Origin of the sequence: Roseovarius sp. MS2, assembly GCF_051447875.1 — a bacterium.
In the GTDB taxonomy this organism is placed as follows: domain Bacteria; phylum Pseudomonadota; class Alphaproteobacteria; order Rhodobacterales; family Rhodobacteraceae; genus Roseovarius; species Roseovarius mucosus_A.
The window spans coordinates 1,257,408-1,282,886 of sequence record NZ_JBKHVF010000001.1 but is presented as its reverse complement, the minus strand read 5'-3'; the positions used below and the strand labels follow the sequence as shown (position 1 = coordinate 1,282,886).

Below are 25,479 nucleotides of genomic sequence, written 5' to 3'. Positions count from 1 at the left end.
AGTTGACTTACTATTTTAACCCATGCCTCATATTTCCAAGTGCTCACTTAGAGGTGAAGAGATTGCTAAGCACAGCATTGGGATTTAACGGCGCATTCAGTGCCCCCCACCGAGCGGCAGCCTTGGCGGGGCGGGATGTGCTGAATGCAGGCGGCACTGCGATTGAGGCAATGGTTGCCGCGGCTGCAAGCATTGCGGTCACATACCCCCATATGAACGGCATCGGAGGTGACGGGTTCTGGCTCATTCATCGGCCGGGAATGGCGCCTGTCGGAATATCGGCCTGCGGTCGGGCCGCCTCTTTGGCTACGCCCGGCTGGTATGCCGCGCAGGGCGTAACAGGTGCAATCCCTGCGCGGGGTGCCTTGGCCGCTCTGACAGTGCCGGGCACGATTGATGGCTGGGCCAAGGCGCTGGCACTGGTGCCGGACCGACGCCGGATGCCGCTAAAGGATCTGCTTGGTGCCGCGATTTCGCAGGCTCGTGACGGAATCGCAGTCACCGGCAATCAATCTCGTACGACGTTGGAAAAGCTGGATGGGCTCAGGGATGTGCCGGGCTTTGCCGAAACCTATCTGGTCGGGGGCAGGCCGCCTGCGCCGGGGCACAGACTGCGACAGTCAGCTCTCGGGGATACGCTCGCCCGCTTGGCAGAGACCGGGCTGGACGACTATTACCGTGGCGAGATTGCACAGACCCATGCCGCCTTTCTCGACGCGAAAGGTAGCCCGCTGCGACTGGAGGATTTCAACGCCTTCTCGGCAGAGCTGGTGACACCGCTCACAACGCAGATTGGCGCGGGGCAACTCTGGAATATGACGCCACCCACGCAGGGGATTTCATCGTTGATGATCCTTGCGATATTTGACCGGCTTGGCGTGACCAAGGCAGACGGTCTTGAACATCTGCATGGATTGGTCGAGGCCACAAAGCAGGCCTTCATTCAGCGCAATGCAGAGCTTGGCGACCCTGACTTTATGGAGCGCCCAGCCCAAGACTGGCTGCACCCGGATCATATAGCCGACCTTGCGGGCCGAATTGATCCTGCGCGGGCCTTGCCTTGGCCGCACCCGGCAAAGCCGGGCGATACAATCTGGATGGGGGCGGCCGATTCAGAGGGAACGATTGTCAGCTTCATTCAATCCGTGTTCTGGGAATTTGGCTCTGGGCTGACTTGCACCGATACGGGTGTTTTCTTTCAGAACCGAGGCGCGGGTTTCTCGTTGGACGCTGGTCCAAATCAATTGCGCCCTCGCGCGCGCCCGTTTCACACCCTCAATCCTGCACTTGCCGCGCTGAACGATGGCCGCATCATGGCCTATGGCACGATGGGGGGCGAAGGGCAGCCACAGACGCAAGCGGCAGTCTTCACGCGCTACGCAGTTTTCGGTCAAGACCTACAGCAGGCGGTCAGCGCGCCGCGCTGGCTCTTGGGCAAGACCTGGGGGGAAACAACCACAACGCTCAAACTTGAGGACCGCTTTGATCCCTCTCTTGTCGCGGGTCTGCGTGCGGTCGGTCATGAAATCGAGATGATTGCCCCATGGTCCGATCTTGCTGGGCACGCAGGGGCCGTGGTGCAGCATTGCACAGGGCTGATGGAGGCCGCGAGCGATCCGCGCGCTGATGGTGCGGCCCTTGCGTTCTAGAGGTTCAGCGAGTGCCCAAAAAGCAATCACCGTGCCGTTTTCCGGGGCAATAGTCTTTTAGCCCGCAGCCAAAAGGACACCAGAATTGCAAAGTAATTGTGCCCTTACCAAGTGTCGCTCACAGATTCGCGCGTCAGACAGAAACTTGTCCTACAGGAGAACGAAATGAATAAGAGAAAGATTACAATTGGTTGCCTTACTGCACTTGTGCTGAGTATGACATCGACTGTCGCTCTCGCAGAGGTCATCAAGTTTCACCATGACCTGCCAGACACCTCGGCACAGCACAAAGGTGCTGTAAAATTCAAAGAGCTTGTAGAGGCCGCATCGAACGGGGCCTATGAGGTTGAAATCTACGCCAACAACGCCCTTGGCGACGATGTTGAGGTTGCGCAGCAAATGCAATTTGGTGCGGTACAAGCTGCGCCCATTCCCACTGCCAAGCTTGCGAACTTTAGCCCGTCATTGCAGTTGATCGACCTGCCTTTCCTCTTTCCGTCAGTCGAGGCGACCTATGCGCTGCTCGATTCAGAAGAGGTTGGCGGCGCGATGCTCAAATCGCTTGAAGAGTCGGGTTTCGTGGGCGCAAAATTCTGGGAATCGGGATTTAAACAGCTGACCTGCAACCATCTCGTCAGCAAACCCGAAGACTATGTTGGGCGCAACGTCCGCGTGATGGAAAGCCCGCTTCTGATTGCTCAGTTTGAAGCCTTGGGTGCAACGGCCATACCCGTGGCCTTTTCCGAAACCTACACGGCGCTTCAGCAGGGCGTGGTAGAGTGCCAAGAGAATCCGATCGTATCAATCAACTCGATGAAGTTCTACGAAGTGCAGGACTACATGATGTTGTCGAACCACGGCTATATCGGGACCGCGTTTATCTTTTCCAAGGTGTGGTTCGATGCGCAGGCCCCCGAAATGCAAGACATACTGATGACGGCCGCGCGCGAGGCCGGCGATTACCAACGCCAGGTTTCGGCAGAGGACAATGGGCGCCTGCTTCAGGAAATCATTGATGCGGGCACCACCGAAGTGGTCGAAATGACACCGGAACAATTGGCCCTCTTCGCAGAGGCCATGCAGCCGGTACACGAGAAATTCGCAGACCGCATCGGCAGTGATCTACTCGAGGCGGCTTATGCCGAGATCAACTCCTTCTCCAAGTGATCTGATACAAAGGGCCCTGTCGGTATGACGGGGCCTTGGGATCGGCCCTCGGCACGCTGGGCTTTGCGGGCCGATCCACGTGCTTGGGCTGAGCCCTGGCTTTTTGCCCCGTCAACAAGGACTTTGCCGATGCTGAAATGGCTGACACGGATCGACGCCACGCTGACATTTCTGGAACGTACTTCAGTCGCACTTCTGTTGCTGGTTGCCGTTATAATCTTGGTCGCAGACGTTGCATTGCGTGCGTTCTTTGGTGTCGCGCTCGCTTGGGCGGCTGAGTTGACCCGTTATTCCATCGTCTGGCTTGTGTTTATCGGCGGGGCGATTGGGGCCCGCTCTGGGGCGCATATCTCGATTGATGTGCTGGGGGCTATCTTGCCGCCCGGCATGGCGCATCGTTTGGCACAGATCGCTGCCCTGATTGCCGCTGGCACCACGGCGATGCTGGCCTGGTATGGCTGGACGCTTGTCAGCCAGATGAAACAGTTTGGCCAAACATCCGCGTCGCTCGAATGGCCCATGTGGGTTGTCTACCTCGCCATTCCGACGGGGTGCACGCTCATGTCGGTGCGGTTTGTCCAGAACGCCTTGTTACTGTCAAAAGATGCGCGCCGTCTGACGGCTGCTCAAAGTACAGCCTAAGGATACGTAGATGCACGCCATTTTCTTTGGATCCCTCGTTGCTCTGCTTCTTGTGGGTGTTCCCGTCTTTGTCGTGTTGCTGTTGCCTGTGATGGTGGCACTGGAAACCACGACTTCGACTCCGCCTGTGCTCATCATTCAGCGATTGTTTTCTGGCATTGACAAGTTTCCGCTGATGGCGATCCCGTTTTTCATCTTTGCGGGCAATATCATGGCCCAGGGTGGAATTTCCAAGCGTCTGATAAGATTGGCAAATGCCTTGGTGCGCCCGTTGCTGGGCGGATTGGGGATCACAACTGTTACAAGTTCGATGTTCTTTTCCGCGATCTCGGGCTCTAGCCCCGCAACCGTGATCGCGGTGGGCAAAATCATGCTGCCTGCCATGGAAAAGGAAGGATACAAACGCTGGTTTTCCATCGGCCTGCTGATGAGCTCCGGATCCATGGGCATCATTATCCCGCCGTCGATTTTCATGATCGTCTATGGCGCGGTCACGGGTGTGTCGATCGGGGCACTGTTTCTGGCGGGCGTAGGCGCAGGATTGGTCTATGGTGTGGCGTTCATCGGAGTTTGCGTTTTGTACGCAAGGGCCACTGGCATGGCCCGCGAGGCGCGCTGGGACACGACCGAGATACTCACTGCGGCGCGTGGATGTTTCTGGGGCCTTGCCACGCCGTTCATCATTCTCGGGGGCATCTATGGGGGCATATTCACCCCGACAGAAGCGGCGGCAGTCGCGGTGATCTATGCCGTCTTGGTTTCGGCCTTGATCTACCGCGAAATGACCCTGTCCGACATTCTTGATTCAGCAGTCGACAGTGCCATCACGACGGCGCAAGTCATGATCATTATCGCTGCGGCCTCAGCCTTTGCTTGGTATCTGACGACCTCGGGCGTCGCCAGCGGACTGACAGGCTTGCTGGCGGGTATCGGCAATAACCCGATTTACGTTCTATTGACGATCAACTGCCTCATTCTTTTGGCTGGCATGGTCCTTGATCCGAATTCGATCATCATCATCCTTGTGCCGTTCATCGTACCCGTGGCCGTAGCGGCGGGTATTGATCCCATTCATCTGGGCATCGTTCTTGCGGTCAACGCGGCAATCGGCATGTTCACGCCGCCCTTTGGGCTGAACCTCTTTGTTTCGGGGGCGCTTGGCGTGAGTTTCAACGAAGCCATAAAGGGCGCGTTGCCTTTCATTCTGGTCGGATTGATCGCCCTGTTCGTGATCACCTATGTACCGATCACGTCGCTCTGGCTGCCTGCGCAATTCTACCCGAATATCTCAACAACCTTCTAAGGAGGCACAAGATGTTGCCGACATGCGACCCATTCATAGCGAGATTTGACAGCCCGCTGAAAGGAAAAAGCCCTTCTGGCGCACTTGCAGGCTTGCGCGTTGGCGTCAAAGACGGGTTTGACATTGCAGGGCATGTAACCGGGGCTGGATGCCCAGAGTGGGGCCAGTTCCACGGCGCAGCGACCACGACCTCTACTGTCGTGCAGGTTTTGCTGGATGCGGGCGCAGAGATTATCGGCAAAACCCAGATGGATGAGCTGGCCTATAGTCTGATGGGGGTGAATGCGCGCTACGGCACGCCCCTGAATCCCGCTGCTCAGGACCGCGTACCGGGGGGGTCTTCCTCTGGCTCTGCGGCCAGTGTGGCTGCCGGGTTGGTGGATATCGGCCTTGGAAGTGACACCGGCGGTTCCGTTCGTTTGCCTGCATCCTTTTGTGGCGTTTACGGCTGGCGGCCAACCCATGGGCTTATGTCGGGGGACAGTCTTGTGCCATTGGCACCCAGCTACGATACACCCGGCTTTTTTACGCGTGATCTGATGACCATGGCGACTGTCGCTTCTGTTTTTCAGGATGCGCCTGCGACGGTGAAGCCGATCAAGTTTTGGTTGCCCTCAGACCTGTGGTCCTTGGCTGAGAGCGGCGTTTCTGCGGCCCTGCGCGATGCACTTCCCGTGGTTGATCATCGCTCAGACCCAATTTTGCCAGACGGGAATCTGAGCGACTGGTTAGGGGCGTTCCGTATCCATCAAGGCTATGAAATCTGGCAAACGCTTGGCCCTTGGATCACGCAAAACCAACCTGATTTTGGTCCGGGGATACGGGAGCGGTTTGAAACCGCGAGCCGGATCACACGCCAAGACTTTGATCGCGCGGTTGAAAAGCGTTGCGCCATCCGTGAACATCTGGAAAAGGCGATTGATCCCGCAACGATCCTTGTTTTCCCAACCTCGCCGGGTGCTGCCCCGCTGCGATCAACCCAACAGAGCGATCTGGAATTGTTCCGCAATGCCGCTTTGACCATGCTCTGCGTTGCAGGGCATGCGGGTTTGCCACAGATCAGCATCCCGCTCGCGACCTATACCGGGGCGCCGGTTGGGCTGTCTTTGGCAGGGGCGAGGGGGGCGGATCATCTTCTCATCAAGACAGCGCAGATCTTTGAACCAAAGCCACAGGATCGCGCATGACCGAGCTGAGCTATATCAACCGCCCAGAGGTGCACGCCGAGGTGACAGAGGTTTTCTATCGCTACGAGACGGCCCTTGTCACAAATGATGTAGAGACGCTTGATGCCTTGTTTTGGTCCAGTGATCACACGATCCGGCTGGGTGCCTCTGAAAATCTGTTCGGGCAGGATGAAATTCTTGCATTCCGAAAGGCGCGGCCGGGTGTGGGCCTTGCGCGCAGTCTTCTGCGCGTGGTCGTCACAACCTTTGGCGATGATTGTGCCACAACGAACGCGATATTCACCCGCGCGGGATGGCCTGCGTCCCGAACGGGACGGCAGAGCCAGACTCTGATCAAGCTTCCTGAAGTGGGCTGGCAAATTGTCTCAGCCCATGTGTCCATCGTCGATCTTGAGTAGTCAGCTTTGGAACGCCTTACTCTCATTGTCGCGCAGCCTATCGTTGGGGTCAGCCTCAGCCTGTGTCGCGAAGACGTGGCAACCCGCGAGAACGACTGGGATGGCAGGCCAAGGTTTGCAGAACGGGCTTTAGGCTCACGCCATAAGGCGCAGGCGCGAACCCCAGCACCCGAGACAATAGCCTTTATCCTCCGACTTCACCAAGGTGGCACCTTGGCATCGTGGACGAGCCGAGCGCGGGGGAACCTCAGTTTTGCAGGATTTTTGACAGAAAGTCCTGTGCGCGTTCACTTTGGGGCGCGTCAAAGAATTCTTTCGTTGGGCGATCCTCTACGATGGCCCCCGCATCCATGAAGACGACACGGTCCGCGACCTTGCGCGCAAAGCCCATCTCATGGGTGACCACCATCATGGTCATGCCGTCGTCACGGGCCAGCCCTACCATAACGTCGAGAACCTCTTTGATCATCTCGGGATCAAGTGCGGATGTCGGTTCATCAAAGAGCATCGCGATCGGGTCCATGGCAAGGGCACGTGCAATGGCGACGCGCTGTTGCTGACCGCCCGACAACTGACCGGGATATTTGGCGACGTGGTCAATCATTCCCACGCGCGTCAAGAGCGTCTCGGATCTCGCCTCTGCCTCTTTGCGGGTCCGGCCCAACACCTTTTCCTGCGCAAGGCACAGATTATCGCGCACGCTCATATGGGGATAAAGCTCGAAATGCTGAAACACCATGCCAATCTTGGCGCGCAGCTTGGTCAGTTTTGCTCCACTGCCTGTCACTTCGGCACCATCTACGACGATCCGCCCCTCCTGAACCGGCTCAAGCCCGTTCACACATTTGATCAGGGTGGATTTTCCCGAGCCAGAGGGCCCACAGACCACAACGACCTCACCCTTTGCAACTTTTGTCGTGCAATCGGTGAGAACCTTGAAGTCCCCGTACCACTTGCTCACATTTTTCATTTCGATCATGTCGTCATCCGCGCTTGAAGCCGACGCACGAACAGCGAACCTGAAAAACAGATCACGAAGTAAACGAGCGCGGCAAAGAGATACATTTCAACGAGGCGGCCCTCGGTTCGGGCCACGATGGAAGAGGCGGTCATCAGGTCGCGAAGCGATACGACAAAGACCAATGAGGTATCCTGAAACAGGATGATTCCCTGTGTCACAAGGATTGGGATCATGTTGCGGAATGCCTGCGGCAGCACGATGTAACGCTGAATCTGCCAGTAGCCGAGACCGGTGGCCTGTCCCGCGTGCACCTGACCCGTCCGAACGCTTTGAATACCGGCGCGCATGATCTCGGAATAATAGGCGGCCTCGAACATCACAAAGGCGATGAGCGCCGAATAGAAGCCGCCGATGGGCCGGCCAAGCGCCAAAGGCACAAGGAAGTAGAACCAGAAAATCACAAGGATCAAGGGCACGGACCGGATCAGGTTTACATAGGCCGCAGCGAATATCGCCAACGGCTTGATCCCCGAGAGCCGCGCCAGCGCGAGCAAGGTGCCCAAAGCGATACCGCCCAAAACCGCAAGAAAGGTAAGCCATAAGCTGAGTTGCAACCCCTGCCAGAGGAACGGCAGGTTGTTCAGGATGACGTCGAAATCAAAATCGCCCATCTCAGTTCCCCTTGCCAACATAGCCCGGAATGCGCGTGTAACGTTCCAGGACAGTCATGACGATTGTGGCGCAGAGCGCGATGAACACGTAGATGACGGTGGCTGCCGTATAGGCCTCGAAACTCTGGAATGTGTATTCTGCGATCTGCTGGCTTTGCGCCGTCAGTTCGAGCAGCCCGATGGTCAGCGCGAGCGATGAGTTCTTGAAGACGGTCAGGAATTCCGATGTCATTGGCGGCACGATCAGGCGGAAAGAAATCGGCAAAAGAACGTATCGGTACACCTGCGCCACGCCCATACCCTGTGCGGTTGCCGCTGACTTGAGGCCCGATGGCACCGCCTCAATCCCGGCACGCACCTGTTCTGCCACGCGGCTTGCGGTATAGAGGCCCAAGGCCACAACTGCCGTGACAAACTCGGGTTGTGGCATGTCGCGCTTCATCCAGCGCCCGGCATCCTCGGGCAACATCTCGGGGACGGCGAAATACCAGATGAACATCTGCACCAGCAGCGGAACGTTGCGAAACAGTTCGACATAGGTGGTGCAGAGTGTGCTTATCACTTTATTGGGCAGGGTTCGGCCTACGCCCACCAGCGATCCCACGACTATCGCGATCACCCAAGCGCAGAGCGCTACGGACACGGTCCAGCCAAGGCCACTCAGGAGCCAGCCGAAGTATTCCGGTTCCCAAAGAACGCTCCAGTTCCAGTTATAGTTCATCTTGGCCGGTCCCCCGATCTTGCGCGGCCCGCCCGGTCACGAGCGGGCCACAGGTCTTTTACTCAGGCAGGGCACCAAGCTGGAATGCGGCCTGCAGGAGCGGGTCGGCAGGCACGCCCATCGGGTCGAACCACTTTGAATAGATCTCGTTGATCTCGCCCGAGCGGAACACGTTGGCCAGCGCGGTCTTGCCCACCAGTTCAAAGGCACTGTCGTCACGACGGACCATCAGCGCATAGGGATCGAAGGACAAAAAATCACCGACAACGGCAAATTCATCCGGTGTCTTGGACTTGGTGACGTTGCCCCCTGCATCTAATCCAGTTTGAGATAGACTCTGGCCCAACCGAAAGGACCAGAGATGAAGCGCAGCAGATTTACCGAAGATCAGATCATTGGCATCCTGAAAGAGCATGAGGCGGGTATTTCCGTGGCCGATCTGTGCCGCAAGCACGGTGTCAGCGATGCAACTGTCTATAAATGGAAAGCCAAGTATGGCGGCATGGATGTCAGTGAGGCGAAGCGTCTGAAGGCGCTTGAGGATGAGAACGGGAAGCTGAAGAAGCTGCTCGCCGACGCCATGTTGGACAACTCGGCTCTGAAAGACTTGCTCGGAAAAAAATGGTGACGCCCGCCGCGAAGCGGCAAGCGGTCGCACATCTTGTGGAAGGCCACGGGATGAGCGAACGGCGGGCGTGTCGGGTCATCGGCTGCTGCAGGATGACGATGCGCTATGAGGCGATCCGGCAGGATGATCCCGCGCTGCGGGAGAGGCTGAAGGAACTGGCACGAGTTCGCCGCAGGTTCGGCTATCGGCGTCTGCATGTGTTTTTGCGGCGTGAGGGCCATGAGGTCAATCACAAGCGGCTGTTCCGCATCTACCGCGAAGAGCGGCTGCATGTGCGCCGTCGCGGTGGGCGCAAACGTGCCATGGGAACACGGGCCCCGATGGTGTTGCCGTTGATGCCGAACCAGCGCTGGTCGTTGGACTTCGTATCCGATCAACTGACGGATGGCCGCCGGTTCAGAATCCTAACCGTGGTCGATGACTGCACCCGCGAATGCCTCGCGCTCATCGCCGACACTTCGCTGTCCGGGGCCAGAGTGGCGCGTGAACTGGCGACGCTGTTCGAGGCCCGTGGAAAGCCCGGAACAGTGGTCAGCGACAATGGGACCGAGTTCACCTCGAACGCGATCCTGACGTTCGCCGATGACCGCAAGATCGACTGGCATTACATCGCGCCAGGCAAGCCGACCCAGAATGCCTTCATCGAAAGCTTCAACGGTCGACTACGCGATGAGCTGTTGAACGAGACCCTGTTTCCGTCCCTGAACCATGCTCGCGTCACGCTGGCCGCCTGGCGCAAGGACTACAACACCGAACGCCCCCATTCCCGCCTCGGCTGGCAAACGCCCGCCGAGTTCGCACAGACCTTCACCCCGCAACGGGGCCTGACGCTGCGCAATACGCAAAGCTCCGCGCCAGACCCCGTTGCCCAATCCGCCGAAAACGGCAAAACTCAAACCCGGAGTCTCGCTCACGCTGGATAAAAGTTGGGGGCAACGTCATTGGCAATCAAACCGAACAGCAAAATGTGGTCTGTGGAGTAGGCATCAACCCGGTCGGTCTCTAGCGAGAGCATGCCTTCGGCATGGTCACGTACCGGCAGGATTTTCACCTCTAGCCCCTGGGCCTCGACCGCTGCCTTGACGGCGCGTTCGTTGGTTGTGCCCTGTGCCAGCGCGATGGATTTACCGTCGAGATCGGCAACCGAGGAAATGCCCGAATCCTTTCGGGTCAGGATCTTGGTGCCGGTCACAAAGGTCACGGGCAGATATTCAACCTGCTGCTGGCGCGTCAGGTTGTTGGTGGTGGACCCACATTCCAGATCAATTGTCCCGTTCGCCATAAGCGCGATGCGGGTCTTGGGATTGACGGGCACATAGCGGACTTCGATATCCTTTCCGAGCGTCTTTTCCACTTCCTCGACCACCTTCATGCACAGGTCGATCGAATAGCCCTCGGGCTGCTGCTGATCATTCAGATAGGAAAATGGCACCGAGCTTTCGCGATGGCCGATCACGATTTCTCCGCTGTCATTTATCTTGGCGAGAGTTCCCGTCAGATCCTGAGCCCAGAGCGCGGCAGGCGCCAGCCCCGTTGTCAAAGCCGCGACGGCAAGCACGCGGCGGGCAAGTTTAAAGTCCATGGTCAAGTTCTCCCTCTTCTCATTGGTGGTTAGTTTGCCTGATAGCCTGGCAGGTGAAACGCGCCGGTGTATCCGAACAGCGCGGCTGATCCGCCAGTATGCAGAAAGACGACATTCTCCATGTCGCCAAAGGCGCCCTTGCGGGTCAGGTCAATCAGACCGTCAAGCCCTTTGCCGGAATAGACCGGATCGAACAGCAGGCCTTCAAGCTCTGCCAGAAGCCTGACGCTTTCGACCATGCCTTGCGTGGGAATGCCATATCCCGCCCCCACGTAATCGCAGTTGGCCCTTACGTCTTCACGACGGATGGCCTCTTCACAGCCGATGCGCGCACCGGTGCGTTTCGCAAGCTCAAAGACCATGCTTTCCTGCTTGTCCCGAGGGGCCCGAACGCCAATACCAAGGAGCGCGATGTCACTTTCCAGCGCCGCAAGGCCAGCCACCAAGCCCGCTTGGGTGCCCGCGCTGCCCGTGGCGTGGATCAATGCGTCGATCTTTAACCCCATGGTCGCGGACTGTTCGCAAAGTTCCAAGGCGCAATTCACATACCCAAGCGCGCCGGTGCTGTTCGAGCCACCTCCTGGAATGACATAGGGCTTCCGCCCGGCGGCGCGAAGCTCTACCGCCAGAAGCTCCATCTCTGCCGTCATGTCGGCGCCGCCCCGCCGCTTGGCCACTGTTGCGCCATGCAGCCGGTCAAGAAACACATTGCCGCCCAGCGTATATTCTGGGTCGGCAGAGCCGGTCCGATCTTCGAGCAGGATATGGCAGGCCATGCCCAGTCGTGCCGCTGCGGCCGCTGTCTGGCGCGCGTGATTGGATTGGGTGGCACCTTGGGTAATGATCGTATCCGCACCCTCTCCCAATGCATCGGCCATCAGGAATTCGAGCTTGCGGGTCTTGTTGCCGCCAGAGGATAACCCTGTGCAGTCATCACGCTTTACCCAAAAACGGGGTCCACCCAAATGCTCGGTTAGCCGATCCATGGGTTCCAGCGGTGTGGGAAAATGCCCCAGACGCACTCTGGGAAATGCCGCAAGCGCGCTTGCCAGATCCTTTCGGCGCGCGGCCGACGGCCACGCACTTTGTCGGATATGCCGAGCAGCCCCCGAAATATGCCCTTCGCCCATGAATGACCCTCACCCAATATTGGAAACAGGCTAACCCCCCTTTACAGCGGTGGAAAATGCTATTTTCTTGGACTACTCATATCAAAAGTATGGGTAAGGGATGAAAAATGGATCTCAACATCTTCGATGACGTGCTTGTTCTTTTGGAAGAGGGCAATATGAGCCGTGCCGCACGACGCCGAAATGTCACGCAACCAGCTTTTTCCCGACGCATCCAAAGCTTTGAGAATTGGCTTGGTCGCCCGATCGTCAAACGTGCAGCCAACCGCGTCGAGATTGAACCGGCGTTGTCTGAAAACATCGTCGAGCTTCAGGCGCTGATCCGGCATGTTGAGGCCCTCAGACAGCGGATCGCCAAATACAATGCCGCAAGATCGACCGTAACAGTCGCGGCGCAGCATTCGCTGATCGTCTCGATTTTCCCTGATTTCGCTGCGGGCGCACGGGACGCGCAGCCGGAGGTCGATTTTCGCCTAAGGGCGGCAAACCACAATGACTGCATCTCGCTTTTCCTGAGCGGCGAAGCCTCGCTGCTCATGTGCTATGAGCGCGATGGCGGAGAGCCGATGCCATTCGATGACCGTATCGTTCGTGCAACTTGGGGCCGCGACCGGCTTGTCCCGGTGATCGGCGGCGCGCTGCGCTTCACGCTTGATCGCAAGGGGGCCCCACCCGAGGATACACCTATGATCCGCTATCCATCCGGCAGCTTTTTCGCGGATATGCTTGCGGGGGCGAGTACCTCCTATTCCAACCACTCTGGCAGCACCTTTGCTGAGAGTGCATTCACCGTTGGGGTCAAGGAAATGGCCCTGATGGGATTTGCCCTCGCTTGGTTACCGATGAGCCTCGTTTACAGCGAGGTCCAAAGTGGCGCGCTGATCGTGTGCAATGGAGATACCGAAACCCTACCGCTGCGTATCTCGCTCTTTGCCCGACCAACTGATCCAGTTGCAATGCGCCTTTGTAGCCTGCGACATGACAGTGTGGAACCATCGCGGATTTAGAACAGCACCGCGTAGCAAGGCCGTACCATTTAAATGGGGCCTTTATGGCTAGGCTATCCCGTTGCCCTTGAAATATTCGCCCGGTTGATGCGCCTAGCGCCGGGTAAACGACAAGCGGGTGGCCTGACCGTGGTCTAATTTCGCAGAATCATGATGGGCGTGTTGGCAAGAAGCTCCTGAAATGTCGTGCTGCTTCCGGTTCTGCCGAAACGTTCGTTCGCATTCAGCCCCGCGCCGATCAGTTGCACCACCTCCGGAGAGCCGGCGAACTTGGAATGGCTGCCGGAATTGGAATCCTCGATTTTGGACAGGTCAATCACGGTCACACCGAGTTTTTCCAACTCGAGCGCGTCTGCTGCGCCGACACGCGGCACGCCCCCCGCAATCCGGCGTGACAGCCGCAGTGCCGCGTCATCCTTGGAAATCAAAAGGAACATCCGCTGCTTGATCGACGGGTGCAGAGCCGAAATCTGAGTGCGAAACAGATCTATGTCGATGTCAGGAGAGGCCAGAATAATGTGATCAATCGGAATTCCCTTGCCAAGTCTGCCGGTTTGCTGCTGATGGACAAGCCCCTCCATCGTCAGGAAGGTGCCCATCGAATGCGCAAAAACATCCACACTTTCGGCCTTGGTCCGGTTCAGGATGGCGGCCAGATTCCTTACTTCGGGGCGGGCGATGAGCGCGCTGTTGAGGTCGTAGACATAGCGCGTTCCCTTCGCCGCCGAGGCCCAGGTGAACAGCACAGGCACGCCTTGAAAGTCGGTGTCCTCTACAAATTGCGATAGGCGCAGGACGGCGTCGCTTGCGGTGTTATTAAAGCCATGCACAAAAATCAGAAGTTTGCGGTCGCCGGGGGCGCGTTTGGCCAGCTCACGATTTATGCCCGAGATAAAGGCCGCATCGGTGCTGTAGACGATTGGGTTAACGACGGTGAATTCGGTGCGTGGATCAGGAGGCAGGCGCTTTGGCCGCTCCAGCACGCCGACAACATGGGTTGGGGGCACAGTGGCATCAACCGAGGCCATGCCAAGTTCTGGTGCCCGAACAGAGGAGTAAAAGGCCCCAGCCACCTCGGATGAGCCGCGCGTCGACATGATGAAAATACGATGCTTTGTGAGGTCTTCGACGGATTCAACGGGGACATTCGCGTTTCTGATGCCAATGATTTCCGGCGCTGCCGAACATCCGACCAATACCAGCAAGACCAACGTGGAAATCAGGGATCGGGTGCCAAAATGACGTTTCATGACTTCTCTCAAATGGGGCGTCTCGCGCGCAGAGGCCGGACAGGGGCAGCGTTTTGTGAGTCAAAACTCGTTATTTCAGCATGCCCTTGGTTCCCACTTGGATCAACAGATTTGAGAGCCGCAGACCACTTTGCTCTGGGCGCAGTTTAGGGCGTTGGGTGTGCGTGCGGCGGGGGTGTTCCCGCGCACAAGGTCTCGCAGGCTTAAGGGGCGGTGTCAGTGCAACCGACGATTTGGGTTTTGAGTGTTGCGGTCTGGTGTCACGTCTTCATACTCGGTCTCAACCACATCATCGCGCGCGGGCGGCGGTCGGCCGCCCATCTCAAAGTGCTGGACATGCACGCGCTGCCGGATTTGCCGGAAAACCGAACGGCGCACCGGCGGCATCAAAAGCGCAAAGCCCAAACCATCGGTAAAAAAGCCGGGGGTCAGTAGCAGCGCACCCGCAAAGAGGATCATCGCCCCATGCGCCAGCGGTTCCGACGGATCATCAAGATCCGAGAACGAGCGGCGCAGGTTCGACATTGCAACCGCCCCCTGCTTGCGCAAGAGCGATGTGCCGATCACAGCGGTCAGGACCACGATCGCCAAGGTGGGCCATAGACCGATCAGCCCGCCCACCTGAATGAACAATGCGATCTCGATCAGCGGAACGGCGAGGAATGCCAGAAAAAGCCACATGAGCGGCCCCCCTTTGTTTTATGCCCCTTACGGTGGACTTGACCCTGTCCAGCCCCTACATAGGACTGAGCGCTGACGCTTACCATGCCCCGCACAACAAGAGGTGTCCATGAATTCGCCCATCTTGCAGTTACTGGTACTCGCCGGTATCGCCATTTTTCTGATTTTGCGGCTCAAGAGTGTTTTGGGCACCCGTGACGGATTCGAGGGTCCGACGCGCAGCGCGCCCGCGCCCGAGACCCGCCGCCGCAGAGAGTTCGAGGTGATCGAGGGCGGTCCAGATCATGACATCGTTGATCATGTGCCCGAAGATTCTGATGCCGCAGCGGCCTTGGCTGAAATGAAGCGCATTGAGCCGGATTTCAGCGTCACGACCTTTTTGCAAGGGGCGCGCGGTGCTTATGAGATGATCCTGATGGCGTTTGAGCGCGGCAAGCTGGATGAAGTGACGCCGTTTCTGGATCGCGATGTCTACGAGACCTTTGCGCAGGTGGTCGATGCCCGCGAACAGCAGGGGCTGACGATTGAGGCCGAATTCATCGGTGTGCGCGAATTGACACTGGCGGATGCCCGCTTTGATGCCGACACGCGGCGCGCGGAAATCTCTGTGCGGTACGTGGGCGAGTTGATTTCGGTTGTGCGCGATAGCGCGGGCGAGATCGTCGAAGGGGTGCCGGGCCAGTCGAAGCGTCAAAAAGACGTCTGGACCTATGAGCGTGTCATGGGTGCGGATGATCCCAACTGGCGGCTTGTCGCAACGGGCGAATGATCCGGGGGCTGTGGCGATTGGGGCTGAGCTTGTGGCTGGTGTGTGTCGCACCAGCCAAGGCGCAGGACGTGACCCACGAGATCCTGAGCTTTGACGATCTGGATGGATGGGCCGAGGATGATCATGCCGCGGCCCTTTCTGTTTTCCTCAACACCTGCCCAGATATGAAAGACCTCGATTGGCGGTCGCTCTGTGCCTTGGCGCAGCAACGCCCCGACGCACGAGGATTTTTCGAGCTGTTCTTTCGCCCCGTGATGATGTCTGAGGGCAAGCCCGCGCTTTTTACCGGCTATTTCGAACCGGAATTGCATGGCGCGACGCGCCCCGATGGGCGCTATCGCTATCCGGTTTACCGCGAGCCGCCCGAGGCACGGCTATCCAACCCTTGGCTTACCCGGCGCGAGATTGAGACAACGGATGTCATGCGCGGTCGCGGGCTTGAGATTGCGTGGGTCGATGATCCGGTCGAGTTGTTTTTTCTGCAAATCCAAGGCTCTGGGCGGATCAGGCTTGAGAATGGGCAGGTGATCCGTGTGGGCTATGCCGGGGCCAACGGCCATCCTTATCGCTCGATCGGGGTCGAACTGGTGCAGCGCGGCATTTATTCTGTGCATCAGGTCTCTGCCGAGGTGATCAAGAACTGGGTGCGGCGCAATCCCGAGGCTGGGCGCGAACTGCTCTTTCATAACCCGTCTTATGTGTTCTTTCGCCGGTTGGATAATGTGCCCGCAGAGCGGGGGCCGCTCGGCGCAATGAACCGCTCGGTCACGACCCTGCGCACGGTGGCGGTTGACCCGGCCTTTGTGCCCTTGGGGGCGCCGGTCTGGGTGGAAAAGGATGGCGATGGCCCGATCCGCCGCCTGATGATGGCCCAGGATACCGGCTCGGCGATCAAGGGCGCGCAGCGCGCCGATATTTTCTTTGGCACTGGTGATGCGGCGGGGCAGGCGGCGGGACGGTTGCGCGATCCGGGGCGAATGGTTGTGCTTATGCCCATTCAGCGCGCCTATGCCATGCTGCCGGAGCAGGAACCGTGAGTCGCAGGCGCATCAAGCCTGAGGAGTTGGAGCTTTGGCAACAGGTCGCCCGGACCGCGCAGCGCCTTCGGCCTGAGACGCCCGGCCGCGTTTCGCCCTTGCCGCCCGAGCCGATGATCCGCAATCCGCGCAGCGCGCCGCCTACGCCGCGATTGGAGGATTTTCAGATCGGCCAGAGGGCTCTGGGTGCGCCCCCGGCGCATGATCTTCTGCCCGGTCTTTCGGAGCGTGTGGCCACTGTGCCGGTGCAGATGGATAAAAAAGCGTTTCAGCGGATGAAGCGCGGCAAGCTTTTGCCCGAGGCCAAGATCGACTTGCACGGCATGACGATGGATCGCGCGCATCCGGCGCTGACCGGGTTCATCCTGCGCTCACATGCGGCGGGGCTGCGGCTGGTTCTGGTGGTCACGGGCAAGGGCAAGGATCGCGATACCGGCGGGCCGATCCCGGTGCGGCACGGGGTCTTGCGGCACAATGTGCCACAATGGCTGCGGATGCCGCCGCTGGCACCGCTGGTGTTGCAGATCACCGAGGCGCATCTGAAACACGGCGGTGGCGGGGCCTATTACGTCTATTTGCGGCGGCAGAAATAAGAAGGGCGGCCCATTGGACCGCTCCTTGTTGTGTCACTGTCCCACGATCATCTCAGACTGTTTGACGATCACCTCGGCCTGTTTGATCGAGGCGATATCGACAAGGCGGCCTTTGTAGGTGGTCGCGCCCTCGCCGCGCGCCTTGGCCTCTTCCATTGCCTTCAGGATCTCGCGGGCCTCTTGCACGGCGGCCTCAGAAGGCGTGAAAATCTCATTGGCGAGCGCGATCTGTTTGGGGTGAATCGCCCATTTGCCAACCATACCAAGCGTGGCCGAGCGCCGCGCCTGCGCGCGAAATCCCTCATCATCCGAGAAATCGCCAAACGGGCCATCGACCGGCAAGAGGCCGTGGGTGCGACAGGCGGCCACGATGGCGGTCTGTGCCCAATGCCACGGGTCAGACCAATAGCGCTGGCCCTCGCGCAGCATATAGTAATCCTCTTGCGTGCCGCCGATGCCGGTGGTTTGCATCCCCATCGAGGCCGCGAAATCTGCGGCACCCAGGCTCATCGCCTCGAGCCGGGGCGAGGCGGCGGCAATCTCTTCGACATGGGCGATGCCAGCAGCAGATTCGATGATGACCTCGAAAGCGATCCGCTTTTTCCGGCCTTTGGCGGCCTCAATCGCGGTAACAAGCGCGTCCACCGCATAGATATCCCCGCCGCAACCCACCTTGGGAATCATGATCTGATCCAGCCGGTCGCCCGCCTGTTCAAGCAAATCCACCACATCGCGATACCAGAACGGGGAATCGAGGCTGTTGATCCGCACCGACAGGGTTTTCTTGCCCCAATCAACCGAATTGATCGCCTCAATCGTGTTCTTGCGGGCGATATCCTTGTCAGTCGGGGCAACCGAATCCTCAAGGTCGATATTCACCACATCCGCCGCCGAGGCCGCCATTTTTTCGAACAGTTTGGTATTGGAACCGGGGCCAAACAATTGGCAGCGGTTGGGGCGGGCAGGGGCGGGCGGTTGCAGGCGAAAGCTCATGGGCGGGTGGCTCCGTTACATAAGGAAATTGCGGGATTGTCGCGGCTGTGGTTATGAAATTGCGCAAGGCTCTGCAAGGCGCTTTTCCCGGCGCAGGGATTTGGGGGTTCGCGGGTAGAGGAAAGAAAATTCGATGATTTCACTCATTTGTCGAAGGAACATGTGTCACTTAAGAAATTTACATGAAATCAAACAGAAAATCGCAAGTAAATCGTTGGAAACTGCCGCCAAGCTATAGCGAAAGGATGCGCCATGATCGAGACCCCCTATCTGTTGTTCTTGGGCGACGCGCCCGACATGCTGGCAGCCAAGGTTGCCATTGGCATTCGTGACTGGCGGCCCGAGAATGCGCTGGGTCAATTGCGCCTGCCCGGCTGCGGGGCCGATCTGGGCCTGCCCGACATGACATTGGCCGAGGCCAAGGCGGCGGGCGTCAAGACCGTGGTGATTGGCGTGGCCAACCGGGGCGGTGTCATCAGCCAAGACTGGAAAAAGGTGTTGGTGGCGGCGCTGGAAGAAGGGTTTGATCTGGCGGCAGGCCTCCATAACCTTTTGCGCGACGAGGCGGATCTGCGCGCGGTGGCCGAGGCGACGGGGCGCACCCTGCATGATGTGCGGGTGCCGTCGGTCAAATACCCCATCGCGGATGGCAAGAAACGGACCGGCAAGCGCTGTTTGGCGGTGGGCACGGATTGCTCGGTGGGCAAGATGTATACCGCCATGGCGATGGAGCGCGAGATGATCGCCGCTGGGATGAAGGCCACGTTCCGGGCGACCGGACAAACGGGGATTCTCATCACCGGCGATGGCGTGCCGCTGGATGCGGTCATCGCGGATTTCATGGCCGGATCGGTGGAATGGCTGACACCTGACAATGACCCGGATCATTGGGACTTGATCGAAGGGCAAGGCAGCCTGTTCCACGTCTCTTTTTCCGGGGTTACGATGGCGCTTATTCATGGCGGTCAGCCCGATGCGCTGATCCTCTGCCACGAGCCGACGCGCACGCATATGCGTGGTCTGCCCGATTACACGCCGCCAACACTCGAGGCGCTGCGCGACATGGTTCTGCCCATCGCGCGGATTGCCAATCCGGCCTGTCAGATCGTGGGCGTTTCGGTGAATACGCAGCATATGACCGAGGAGGGCGCGCGCGCCTATCTGGCACGTGTCGAGGCCGAAATGGGCCTGCCTGCAACCGATCCTTACCGATTTGGAGCAGCGCCGCTGGTGGCTGCCTTGGCGGCGGTTTGAGCATGTTTGGAACGATGAAAGGGGGCGCGTGTGCAGATTGATGTAACGCGGGATGTCTTCCGGCTGGCGCAGGTGTTTACCATCAGCCGGGGATCGCGGACCGAAGCCAAAGTGCTGACCGTGCGTGTGACCGATGGGGGCGTGACCGGCTGGGGCGAATGTGTGCCCTACGCCCGCTATGACGAGACATTGGAGAGTGTGACCGCGCAGATTGAGGGTCTGTCGGGGGATTTATCGCGCGCCGCGCTCTATGATCTGTTGCCTGCCGGGGCAGCGCGGAATGCGCTGGATTGCGCGATCTGGGATCTGGAGGCCGAGCGCGCGGGACGCCGCGTTTGGGAACTGGCGGGTTTGCCCGTGCCGGGGCCGGAAATCACGGCCTATACGCTCTCGCTTGATACGCCCGAGGCGATGCAGGCGCAGGCCGCGAAACATGCGCATCGGCCCTTGCTCAAGATCAAGCTGGGCACGCCAGACGACATGCCAAGGTTAGAAGCGGTGCGCCGTGGCGCGCCACAGGCCAAGATCATCGTCGATGCCAATGAAGGCTGGAGCGCGGCGGTCTATGCTGATCTCGCCCCGCATCTGGTGCGGCTTGGCGTGGCGCTGGTCGAGCAACCGTTGCCCGCTGGCGCGGACGAGGCGCTTATCGGCATGGCGCGCCCGGTGCCCGTCTGTGCGGATGAAAGCTGCCATGACCGCGCCAGCCTGCCCAAGCTCAAGGGCAAATATGACGTGGTCAATATCAAGCTGGATAAGACCGGCGGTCTGACCGAGGCGCTGGCCTTGCGCGAAGCGGCACGCGCCCAAGGGTATGGAATCATGGTGGGTTGTATGATCGGAAGCTCGCTTGCGATGGCGCCTGCGGTGCTTGTCGCCCAAGGCGCGATGGTGACAGACCTTGACGGCCCGCTGCTTCTGGCCGAAGACCGCGAGGATGCTTTGATTTTCGATGCTGCAGGCGTGCATCCGCCGCGGCCAGAGTTATGGGGATAAGACCATGCGCACTGTCTATGTAAACGGCGAGTATCTGCCGGAAACCGAAGCCACCGTTTCGATTTTCGACCGGGGGTTTCTGATGGCCGATGGCGTTTACGAGGTGACAAGCGTGCTGGGCGGCAAGCTGATCGATTTCGGCGGGCATCTGGCGCGGCTGGAACGGTCTTTGAATGAACTCGACATGAAAAAGCCAGCAGCCTTTGATGATCTGTTGGAAATTCACCGCGAATTGGTGCGGGCGAATGACATTACCGATGGTCTGGTCTATCTGCAGGTGACGCGCGGCAGCGATGGCGACCGCGATTTCGTGTTCCCCAATGTTGAGACAACCGAGCCGACGCTCGTGCTCTTTACCCAGTCCAAGCCGGGTCTGGCGCAAAACCCTGTTGCCCTAAAAGGCATCAAGGTGATCAGCATTGAGGATATTCGCTGGGGTCGGCGGGATATCAAGACGGTGCAGCTTCTCTACCCTTCCATGGGCAAGATGATGGCCAAAAAGGCCGGATGCGATGACGCCTGGATGGTTGAGGATGGTCATGTGACCGAAGGCACCAGCAACAACGCCTATATCGTCAAGGGCAACCGGATCATCACGCGGCAATTGTCCAACGACATCCTGCACGGGATCACGCGCGCCGCTGTGCTGCGCTTTGCCCGCGAGGCGCAGATGGAGGTTGAGGAACGCGCCTTTACGATTGACGAGGCCAAGGATGCCGATGAGGCGTTTGTGACTTCGGCCAGTGCCTTTGTCATGCCGGTGGTCGAGATTGACGGCGCGGCCTTGGGCGATGGCACACCGGGCCGGGTGGCTGCGCGGCTGCGCGAAATCTATCTGGAAGAGAGCCTGAAAGCCGCAGTCTGAGACACGCATTCGCGCACAGGAGCTGGGCAGAATCGGGGAATTGAGCACGGGGGCGGTTGCGGCCATTTTAGGGGAAACCCAAGATTGGAGCCGCAAATGACCCCTGTTCACCCTGAGGCCCGCATCGGCCATGTACATCTGAAAGTGGCCGATCTGGACCGCGCCATCGCATTTTATTCCGGTGTTCTTGGCTTTGAACTGCAACAGAAATTCGGCACCCGCGCGGCGTTTCTGTCGGCGGGGGGCTATCATCATCACCTTGGCCTGAACACATGGGAGAGCCTTGGCGGCACGCCTGCGCCCAAGGGGCACACGGGCCTCTATCACACCGCGTTTCTCTATCCGGACCGGGCGCAATTGGCAGATGCCCTGCGGCGGGTGATCCGGGCCGGGATCACGATCGAAGGCGCGGCAGATCACGGGGTGAGCGAGGCGATTTATGTGAGTGACCCGGATGGCAACGGGGTGGAACTATACCGCGACCGCCCTGAATCCGAATGGCCCCGCGATGCGGCGGGCAATCTGGCGATGGTGAATGATCCCATTGATTTGACAGAGCTTTTGTCACACGCTCCTGCAGAGGGCTAGACGCGGCGCAAAGCAAGGCCTAGGCTCTGCCTGACCGCAAGGGAGGGCAGAGCAGATGGCGACGGGCACGAATATTCGCACCTATTTCAACGGGGCCTGGCACGAGGGCGATCCGGCAGTGATCCGGGCGGCGGATCACGGGGCCTGGCTTGGAACGACGGTGTTTGATGGCGCCCGCTATGTCGATGGAATTGCCCCCGATCTTGATCGGCATTGCGCCCGCGTCAATGCCTCGGCTCGTGCCCTGATGATCACGCCAACGGTCGAGGCGGCAGACATGGTCGAGAGGGTGTGGGAGGGGTTGCGCGCCTATCCCAAGGAGGCGGCGGTTTATATCCGGCCGATGTATTGGGCCCTAGAGGGGGGCGATCTGGGGATTGTGCCCAAAGAGGGTGCTACGGGCTTTGCCATCAGTCTTGAGGAAATCCCGATGCCGCCGCAGGGGTTCAGCACAACACTTGGGCGCACGCGGTTCCGGCGTCCGGTGCTAGAGGACGCGGTGGTGAATGCCAAGGCGGGCTGTCTTTATCCCAACAACGCGCGGATGCTGAAAGAGGCGCGCGGGCGTGGTTTTGGCAATGCGCTGGTGGCGGATGCGCTGGGCAATGTGGCCGAAACCGCAACCGCAAATGTGTTTGCCGTCAAGGATGGTGCGGTGTTCACCCCCATTCCCAACGGCACGTTTCTGGCCGGGATCACCCGCGCGCGCCATATCGAAAATATGCGCCGCGAGGGGATCGAGGTCCATGAAACGGTGATGAGTTTCGACGATTTTCACGCGGCAGATGAGGTGTTCCTGTCCGGCAACCTGATGAAGGTGACGCCGGTCTCGGCCTTTGAAGAGACACAGTATACCCTTGGGCCGGTTACCGAAAAGGTACGCCAGATGTATTGGGATTGGGCGCATTCCGCGAATTGAGAGTTGGGGGGCAGTGCCCCCCAACCCGGTTCAGAAATCCAGATTTGCGACGTTGAGCGCGTTATCTTGGATGAACTCGCGACGCGGTTCGACGACGTCGCCCATCAGCTTGGTAAAGAGATCGTCGGCCTCGGCCACATCGTCGATCTTGACCTGAAGAAGCGTGCGCGCCTCGGGATCAAGCGTGGTTTCCCAAAGCTGATTGGGGTTCATTTCGCCCAAGCCTTTGTAGCGTTGCAGGCTCAGGCCCTTTTCGCCCTCTTTCAGGATCGCATCCAAGAGGTCGAGAGGGCCATATATGGCCTGCGCCCGGTCCTTGCGGATGAGCGTGGCGCGCTCGCGGTAGATATCGCGCAGCGGCGCAGTCAATTGTGCCAGCTTGCGCGCCTCGCCGCCGCGCAGAACGGGGCCGTCGAGCGTGCGCATTTCCTCGACTCCGCGGACGGTGCGCGACAGGCGCAGGCCCTTGTCCTGGGTCGGGCGCCCCTGCCAGCCGCGTTCGTATTCGTTGGAAATCATGTCGAGCCGGGCCGCCACGGTATCCGCCACGCCTTGCAGGTCACTGTCCACGCGACCGGGCAAGAACGCCTCGGCAATCGCGGCCTGTTCAAGGATGTGGCGGGGATAGTGGGTTGGGAAGGCCTCTAGGATACGGCGCGCCTGCCGCGCTTCTTCGACCACGCGCACGAGGTCGGGGCCGGCGATCTCCTCGCCCGAGCCAAGGCGCAGGGCGGCATCGGTGGTGCCTTGGGCAATCAGATAATCCTCCAGCCCGCCCTGATCCTTGAGATACACTTCGGACTTGCCGCGCATCACCTTGTAGAGCGGCGGTTGCGCGATATAGAGGTATCCGCCTTCGATCAGCTCCGGCATCTGTCGGTAAAAGAAGGTAAGCAGCAAGGTGCGGATATGCGCGCCGTCCACATCGGCATCGGTCATGATGACGATCTTGTGGTAACGCAGTTTCTTGATGTCGAATTCGTCCCTGCCAATGCCGGTGCCCAAAGCCATCACCAGATTGCCGATTTCCTGACTGCCCAGCATCCGGTCAAAGCGGGCACGCTCGACATTGAGGATCTTGCCGCGCAGGGGCAAAACCGCCTGCGTGCCCCGATCACGCCCAGTCTGAGCAGAGCCACCGGCGCTGTCACCCTCGACGAGGAAAAGCTCGGTCTTGGAAGGGTCCTTGGACGAGCAATCTTTGAGTTTCCCCGCAAGGAAATTGACATCCATCGGATTCTTGCGCCGCGTGAGTTCGCGCGCCTTGCGCGCAGCCTCGCGGGCATGGGCCGCCTCGATGATCTTGCCCACGATGACGCGGGCCACCTGTGGGTTTTCCTCGAACCATTCGGCAAGTTTCTCGCCCACCAACCCCTCGACCGCCGGTCGCACCTCGGAGCTGACAAGTTTATCCTTGGTCTGGGACGAGAATTTCGGATCAGGCACCTTGACCGAGAGAACACAGGTCAGCCCCTCGCGGGCGTCATCGCCGGTAAAGGTGACTTTTTCCTTTTTGGCGATGCCGCTGGTCTGGGCATAGGTGTTGATGGTGCGGGTCAGCGCACCACGAAAGCCCGCCAAATGGGTGCCGCCATCGCGCTGCGGGATGTTGTTGGTAAAGGGCAGAACCGTTTCGTGATAGCTGTCATTCCACCACATCGCCACTTCGATGCCGATATCGTCCCGCTCGCCGGTGATAAAGATCGGGTCAGGCATAGCGGGGGATTTGTGACGGTCGAGGTATTTGACGAATTCCTTGACGCCGCCTTCATAGAACAACTCCGAGCGGAGCGGTTCTGTCGGGCGCTCATCCGTCAGGATGATCCGCACCCCGGAATTGAGAAAGGCCAGTTCACGCAGACGCTTTTCCAGTGTCTCAAAGATGTATTCGAGATTAGAGAAGGTTTCTGTTGAGGCGAGAAAGCGTACCTCGGTGCCCTTGCGCCCATTGGCATCGCCCACCACACGCAGGGATTCAACGGTAAAGCCCCCTCGAACCGGGCATAGTGTTCCTTGCCGTTGCGCCAGATGCGCAATTCCAGCCATTCAGACAGGGCATTCACAACCGACACGCCCACGCCGTGCAGACCACCCGACACCTTGTAGGAATTGCTGTCGAATTTGCCGCCTGCGTGCAGTTGGGTCATGATGACCTCTGCCGCAGATACGCCCTCGCCTTCGTGAATATCTACCGGAATGCCACGGCCATTGTCGCTGACTGAAACCGAAGAGTCGGCATGGATCGTGACGTTGACGGCATCGGCATGACCGGCCAAGGCCTCGTCGATGCCGTTGTCCACGACCTCATAAACCATATGGTGCAGACCAGAGCCATCATCGGTATCCCCGATATACATCCCCGGACGCTTGCGGACTGCCTCTAACCCCTTGAGAACCTTGATGGAATCAGCACCATATTCTTCGGGTGCGGCGGCGGGTTCGGACATGCGGTTTTTCCTTCGGAAGTTTTGCCATTTTATACGAAGTC

25 protein-coding genes and 2 pseudogenes are annotated in these 25,479 nt (G+C 59.2%); 17 read left to right on the top strand and 10 right to left on the bottom strand.

What is annotated here, in order from left to right:
• Positions 1 to 62 precede the first annotated feature (62 nt).
• The 6 genes from ACLGGT_RS06360 to hpxZ all read left to right on the top strand — a co-directional run bounded on the left by ACLGGT_RS06360 (position 63) and on the right by hpxZ (position 6,346).
• Positions 63 to 1,649: a gamma-glutamyltransferase family protein gene (locus tag ACLGGT_RS06360; RefSeq protein ID WP_437195351.1), complete on the top strand. Its 1,587-nt coding sequence runs from the start codon at positions 63 to 65 to the stop codon at positions 1,647 to 1,649.
• Between the two features lie 165 nt (positions 1,650 to 1,814).
• Entirely contained in the window at positions 1,815 to 2,816 is a 1,002-nt protein-coding gene (locus ACLGGT_RS06355; protein WP_237183430.1) for a TRAP transporter substrate-binding protein, read from the top strand.
• 129 nt (positions 2,817 to 2,945) lie between these two features.
• Entirely contained in the window at positions 2,946 to 3,458 is a 513-nt protein-coding gene (locus ACLGGT_RS06350; protein WP_081507288.1) for a TRAP transporter small permease, read from the top strand.
• A gap of 10 nt (positions 3,459 to 3,468) precedes the next feature.
• Entirely contained in the window at positions 3,469 to 4,761 is a 1,293-nt protein-coding gene (locus tag ACLGGT_RS06345) for a TRAP transporter large permease (protein ID WP_375554555.1), read from the top strand.
• 11 nt (positions 4,762 to 4,772) lie between these two features.
• Positions 4,773 to 5,948, top strand: a complete 1,176-nt coding sequence (locus tag ACLGGT_RS06340) for an amidase (RefSeq protein WP_437195349.1) — start codon at positions 4,773 to 4,775, stop codon at positions 5,946 to 5,948.
• On the top strand, positions 5,945 to 6,346 hold the full coding sequence (gene hpxZ / locus ACLGGT_RS06335; protein ID WP_008282678.1) for an oxalurate catabolism protein HpxZ: 402 nt from the start codon (positions 5,945 to 5,947) through the stop codon (positions 6,344 to 6,346). The genes ACLGGT_RS06340 and hpxZ overlap by 4 nt, the downstream gene beginning before the upstream one ends.
• A gap of 247 nt (positions 6,347 to 6,593) precedes the next feature.
• On the opposite strand, the gene ACLGGT_RS06330 is transcribed toward hpxZ, so the two are convergent.
• Genes ACLGGT_RS06330 through ACLGGT_RS06315 form a run of 4 tightly spaced genes read right to left on the bottom strand, consistent with a single transcriptional unit; the run spans position 6,594 to position 9,045 of the window.
• Positions 6,594 to 7,325, bottom strand: a complete 732-nt coding sequence (locus ACLGGT_RS06330; RefSeq protein ID WP_437195347.1) for an amino acid ABC transporter ATP-binding protein — start codon at positions 7,323 to 7,325, stop codon at positions 6,594 to 6,596.
• Positions 7,322 to 7,978, bottom strand: coding sequence for an amino acid ABC transporter permease (locus ACLGGT_RS06325; RefSeq protein WP_008282676.1), 657 nt, complete (start codon positions 7,976 to 7,978; stop codon positions 7,322 to 7,324). Before ACLGGT_RS06325 ends, ACLGGT_RS06330 begins: the two co-directional genes overlap by 4 nt.
• A 1-nt stretch (position 7,979) precedes the next feature.
• A complete protein-coding gene (locus ACLGGT_RS06320; protein WP_437195345.1) occupies positions 7,980 to 8,699 on the bottom strand; it encodes an amino acid ABC transporter permease in 720 nt (239 codons plus the stop codon).
• 58 nt (positions 8,700 to 8,757) lie between these two features.
• On the bottom strand, positions 8,758 to 9,045 hold the full coding sequence (locus ACLGGT_RS06315) for a hypothetical protein (RefSeq protein ID WP_437195343.1): 288 nt from the start codon (positions 9,043 to 9,045) through the stop codon (positions 8,758 to 8,760).
• 15 nt (positions 9,046 to 9,060) lie between these two features.
• Here ACLGGT_RS06315 and ACLGGT_RS06310 point away from each other — a divergent pair, with 15 nt between their 5' ends.
• Both ACLGGT_RS06310 and ACLGGT_RS06305 read left to right on the top strand, forming a co-directional pair.
• On the top strand, positions 9,061 to 9,327 hold the full coding sequence (locus ACLGGT_RS06310; RefSeq protein ID WP_437195341.1) for a transposase: 267 nt from the start codon (positions 9,061 to 9,063) through the stop codon (positions 9,325 to 9,327).
• Positions 9,312 to 10,250, top strand: a pseudogene (locus ACLGGT_RS06305) (IS3 family transposase); the annotation flags it as partial. The gene ACLGGT_RS06310 and the pseudogene ACLGGT_RS06305, both read left to right, overlap by 16 nt.
• Here the strand turns inward: ACLGGT_RS06305 and ACLGGT_RS06300 are convergent.
• Positions 10,238 to 10,909, bottom strand: a complete 672-nt coding sequence (locus tag ACLGGT_RS06300) for an amino acid ABC transporter substrate-binding protein (protein WP_437195339.1) — start codon at positions 10,907 to 10,909, stop codon at positions 10,238 to 10,240. The pseudogene ACLGGT_RS06305 and the gene ACLGGT_RS06300 sit on opposite strands and share 13 nt — an antisense overlap.
• Positions 10,910 to 10,938: 29 nt before the next feature.
• A complete protein-coding gene (locus ACLGGT_RS06295; protein ID WP_437195337.1) occupies positions 10,939 to 12,039 on the bottom strand; it encodes a D-cysteine desulfhydrase in 1,101 nt (366 codons plus the stop codon).
• Between the two features lie 107 nt (positions 12,040 to 12,146).
• Here ACLGGT_RS06295 and ACLGGT_RS06290 point away from each other — a divergent pair, with 107 nt between their 5' ends.
• Positions 12,147 to 13,046 carry a LysR substrate-binding domain-containing protein gene (locus ACLGGT_RS06290; RefSeq protein WP_081507291.1) on the top strand — a complete coding sequence of 300 codons (900 nt, stop codon included), beginning with the start codon at positions 12,147 to 12,149 and terminating at the stop codon, positions 13,044 to 13,046.
• Between the two features lie 134 nt (positions 13,047 to 13,180).
• Here the strand turns inward: ACLGGT_RS06290 and ACLGGT_RS06285 are convergent, their stop codons facing one another.
• Entirely contained in the window at positions 13,181 to 14,296 is a 1,116-nt protein-coding gene (locus ACLGGT_RS06285; RefSeq protein WP_437195335.1) for an alpha/beta hydrolase, read from the bottom strand.
• Positions 14,297 to 14,512: 216 nt separating this feature from the next.
• Entirely contained in the window at positions 14,513 to 14,977 is a 465-nt protein-coding gene (locus ACLGGT_RS06280) for an FxsA family protein (protein ID WP_437195334.1), read from the bottom strand.
• A gap of 109 nt (positions 14,978 to 15,086) precedes the next feature.
• Between ACLGGT_RS06280 and ACLGGT_RS06275 the strand changes: the two genes are divergently transcribed.
• From ACLGGT_RS06275 to ACLGGT_RS06265, 3 genes are read left to right on the top strand one after another with little or no spacing between them, the layout of a single operon-like run.
• Positions 15,087 to 15,746, top strand: a complete 660-nt coding sequence (locus ACLGGT_RS06275; RefSeq protein ID WP_081507294.1) for a Tim44/TimA family putative adaptor protein — start codon at positions 15,087 to 15,089, stop codon at positions 15,744 to 15,746.
• Entirely contained in the window at positions 15,743 to 16,783 is a 1,041-nt protein-coding gene (mltA, locus tag ACLGGT_RS06270) for a murein transglycosylase A (protein ID WP_081507295.1), read from the top strand. Before ACLGGT_RS06275 ends, mltA begins: the two co-directional genes overlap by 4 nt.
• A complete protein-coding gene (locus ACLGGT_RS06265; RefSeq protein ID WP_437195333.1) occupies positions 16,780 to 17,376 on the top strand; it encodes a Smr/MutS family protein in 597 nt (198 codons plus the stop codon). Before mltA ends, ACLGGT_RS06265 begins: the two co-directional genes overlap by 4 nt.
• 33 nt (positions 17,377 to 17,409) lie before the next feature.
• Here the strand turns inward: ACLGGT_RS06265 and ACLGGT_RS06260 are convergent, their stop codons facing one another.
• The gene (locus tag ACLGGT_RS06260; protein ID WP_008282666.1) at positions 17,410 to 18,369 is read right to left on the bottom strand and encodes an L-malyl-CoA/beta-methylmalyl-CoA lyase; all 960 of its coding nucleotides are present in this window, start codon (positions 18,367 to 18,369) and stop codon (positions 17,410 to 17,412) included.
• A gap of 252 nt (positions 18,370 to 18,621) precedes the next feature.
• Between ACLGGT_RS06260 and dgcN the strand changes: the two genes are divergently transcribed.
• The 5 genes from dgcN (at position 18,622) to ACLGGT_RS06235 (ending at position 22,991) form a co-directional block, all read left to right on the top strand.
• Entirely contained in the window at positions 18,622 to 19,623 is a 1,002-nt protein-coding gene (gene dgcN / locus ACLGGT_RS06255; RefSeq protein ID WP_219434906.1) for an N-acetyltransferase DgcN, read from the top strand.
• A gap of 30 nt (positions 19,624 to 19,653) precedes the next feature.
• Positions 19,654 to 20,619, top strand: coding sequence for an N-acetyl-D-Glu racemase DgcA (gene dgcA, locus ACLGGT_RS06250; RefSeq protein ID WP_437195332.1), 966 nt, complete (start codon positions 19,654 to 19,656; stop codon positions 20,617 to 20,619).
• Positions 20,620 to 20,623: 4 nt separating this feature from the next.
• Positions 20,624 to 21,484 carry a D-amino-acid transaminase gene (locus ACLGGT_RS06245; RefSeq protein WP_437195331.1) on the top strand — a complete coding sequence of 287 codons (861 nt, stop codon included), beginning with the start codon at positions 20,624 to 20,626 and terminating at the stop codon, positions 21,482 to 21,484.
• Between the two features lie 96 nt (positions 21,485 to 21,580).
• Entirely contained in the window at positions 21,581 to 22,072 is a 492-nt protein-coding gene (locus ACLGGT_RS06240; protein ID WP_081507297.1) for a VOC family protein, read from the top strand.
• A 55-nt stretch (positions 22,073 to 22,127) separates the two neighbouring features.
• Positions 22,128 to 22,991 (top strand): branched-chain amino acid aminotransferase, encoded by an 864-nt coding sequence (locus ACLGGT_RS06235; RefSeq protein WP_437195330.1) that lies wholly within the window; start codon positions 22,128 to 22,130, stop codon positions 22,989 to 22,991.
• Between the two features lie 30 nt (positions 22,992 to 23,021).
• Here the strand turns inward: ACLGGT_RS06235 and gyrB are convergent.
• Positions 23,022 to 25,438 (bottom strand): annotated as a pseudogene (gene gyrB / locus ACLGGT_RS06230) (DNA topoisomerase (ATP-hydrolyzing) subunit B).
• Positions 25,439 to 25,479 lie beyond the last annotated feature (41 nt).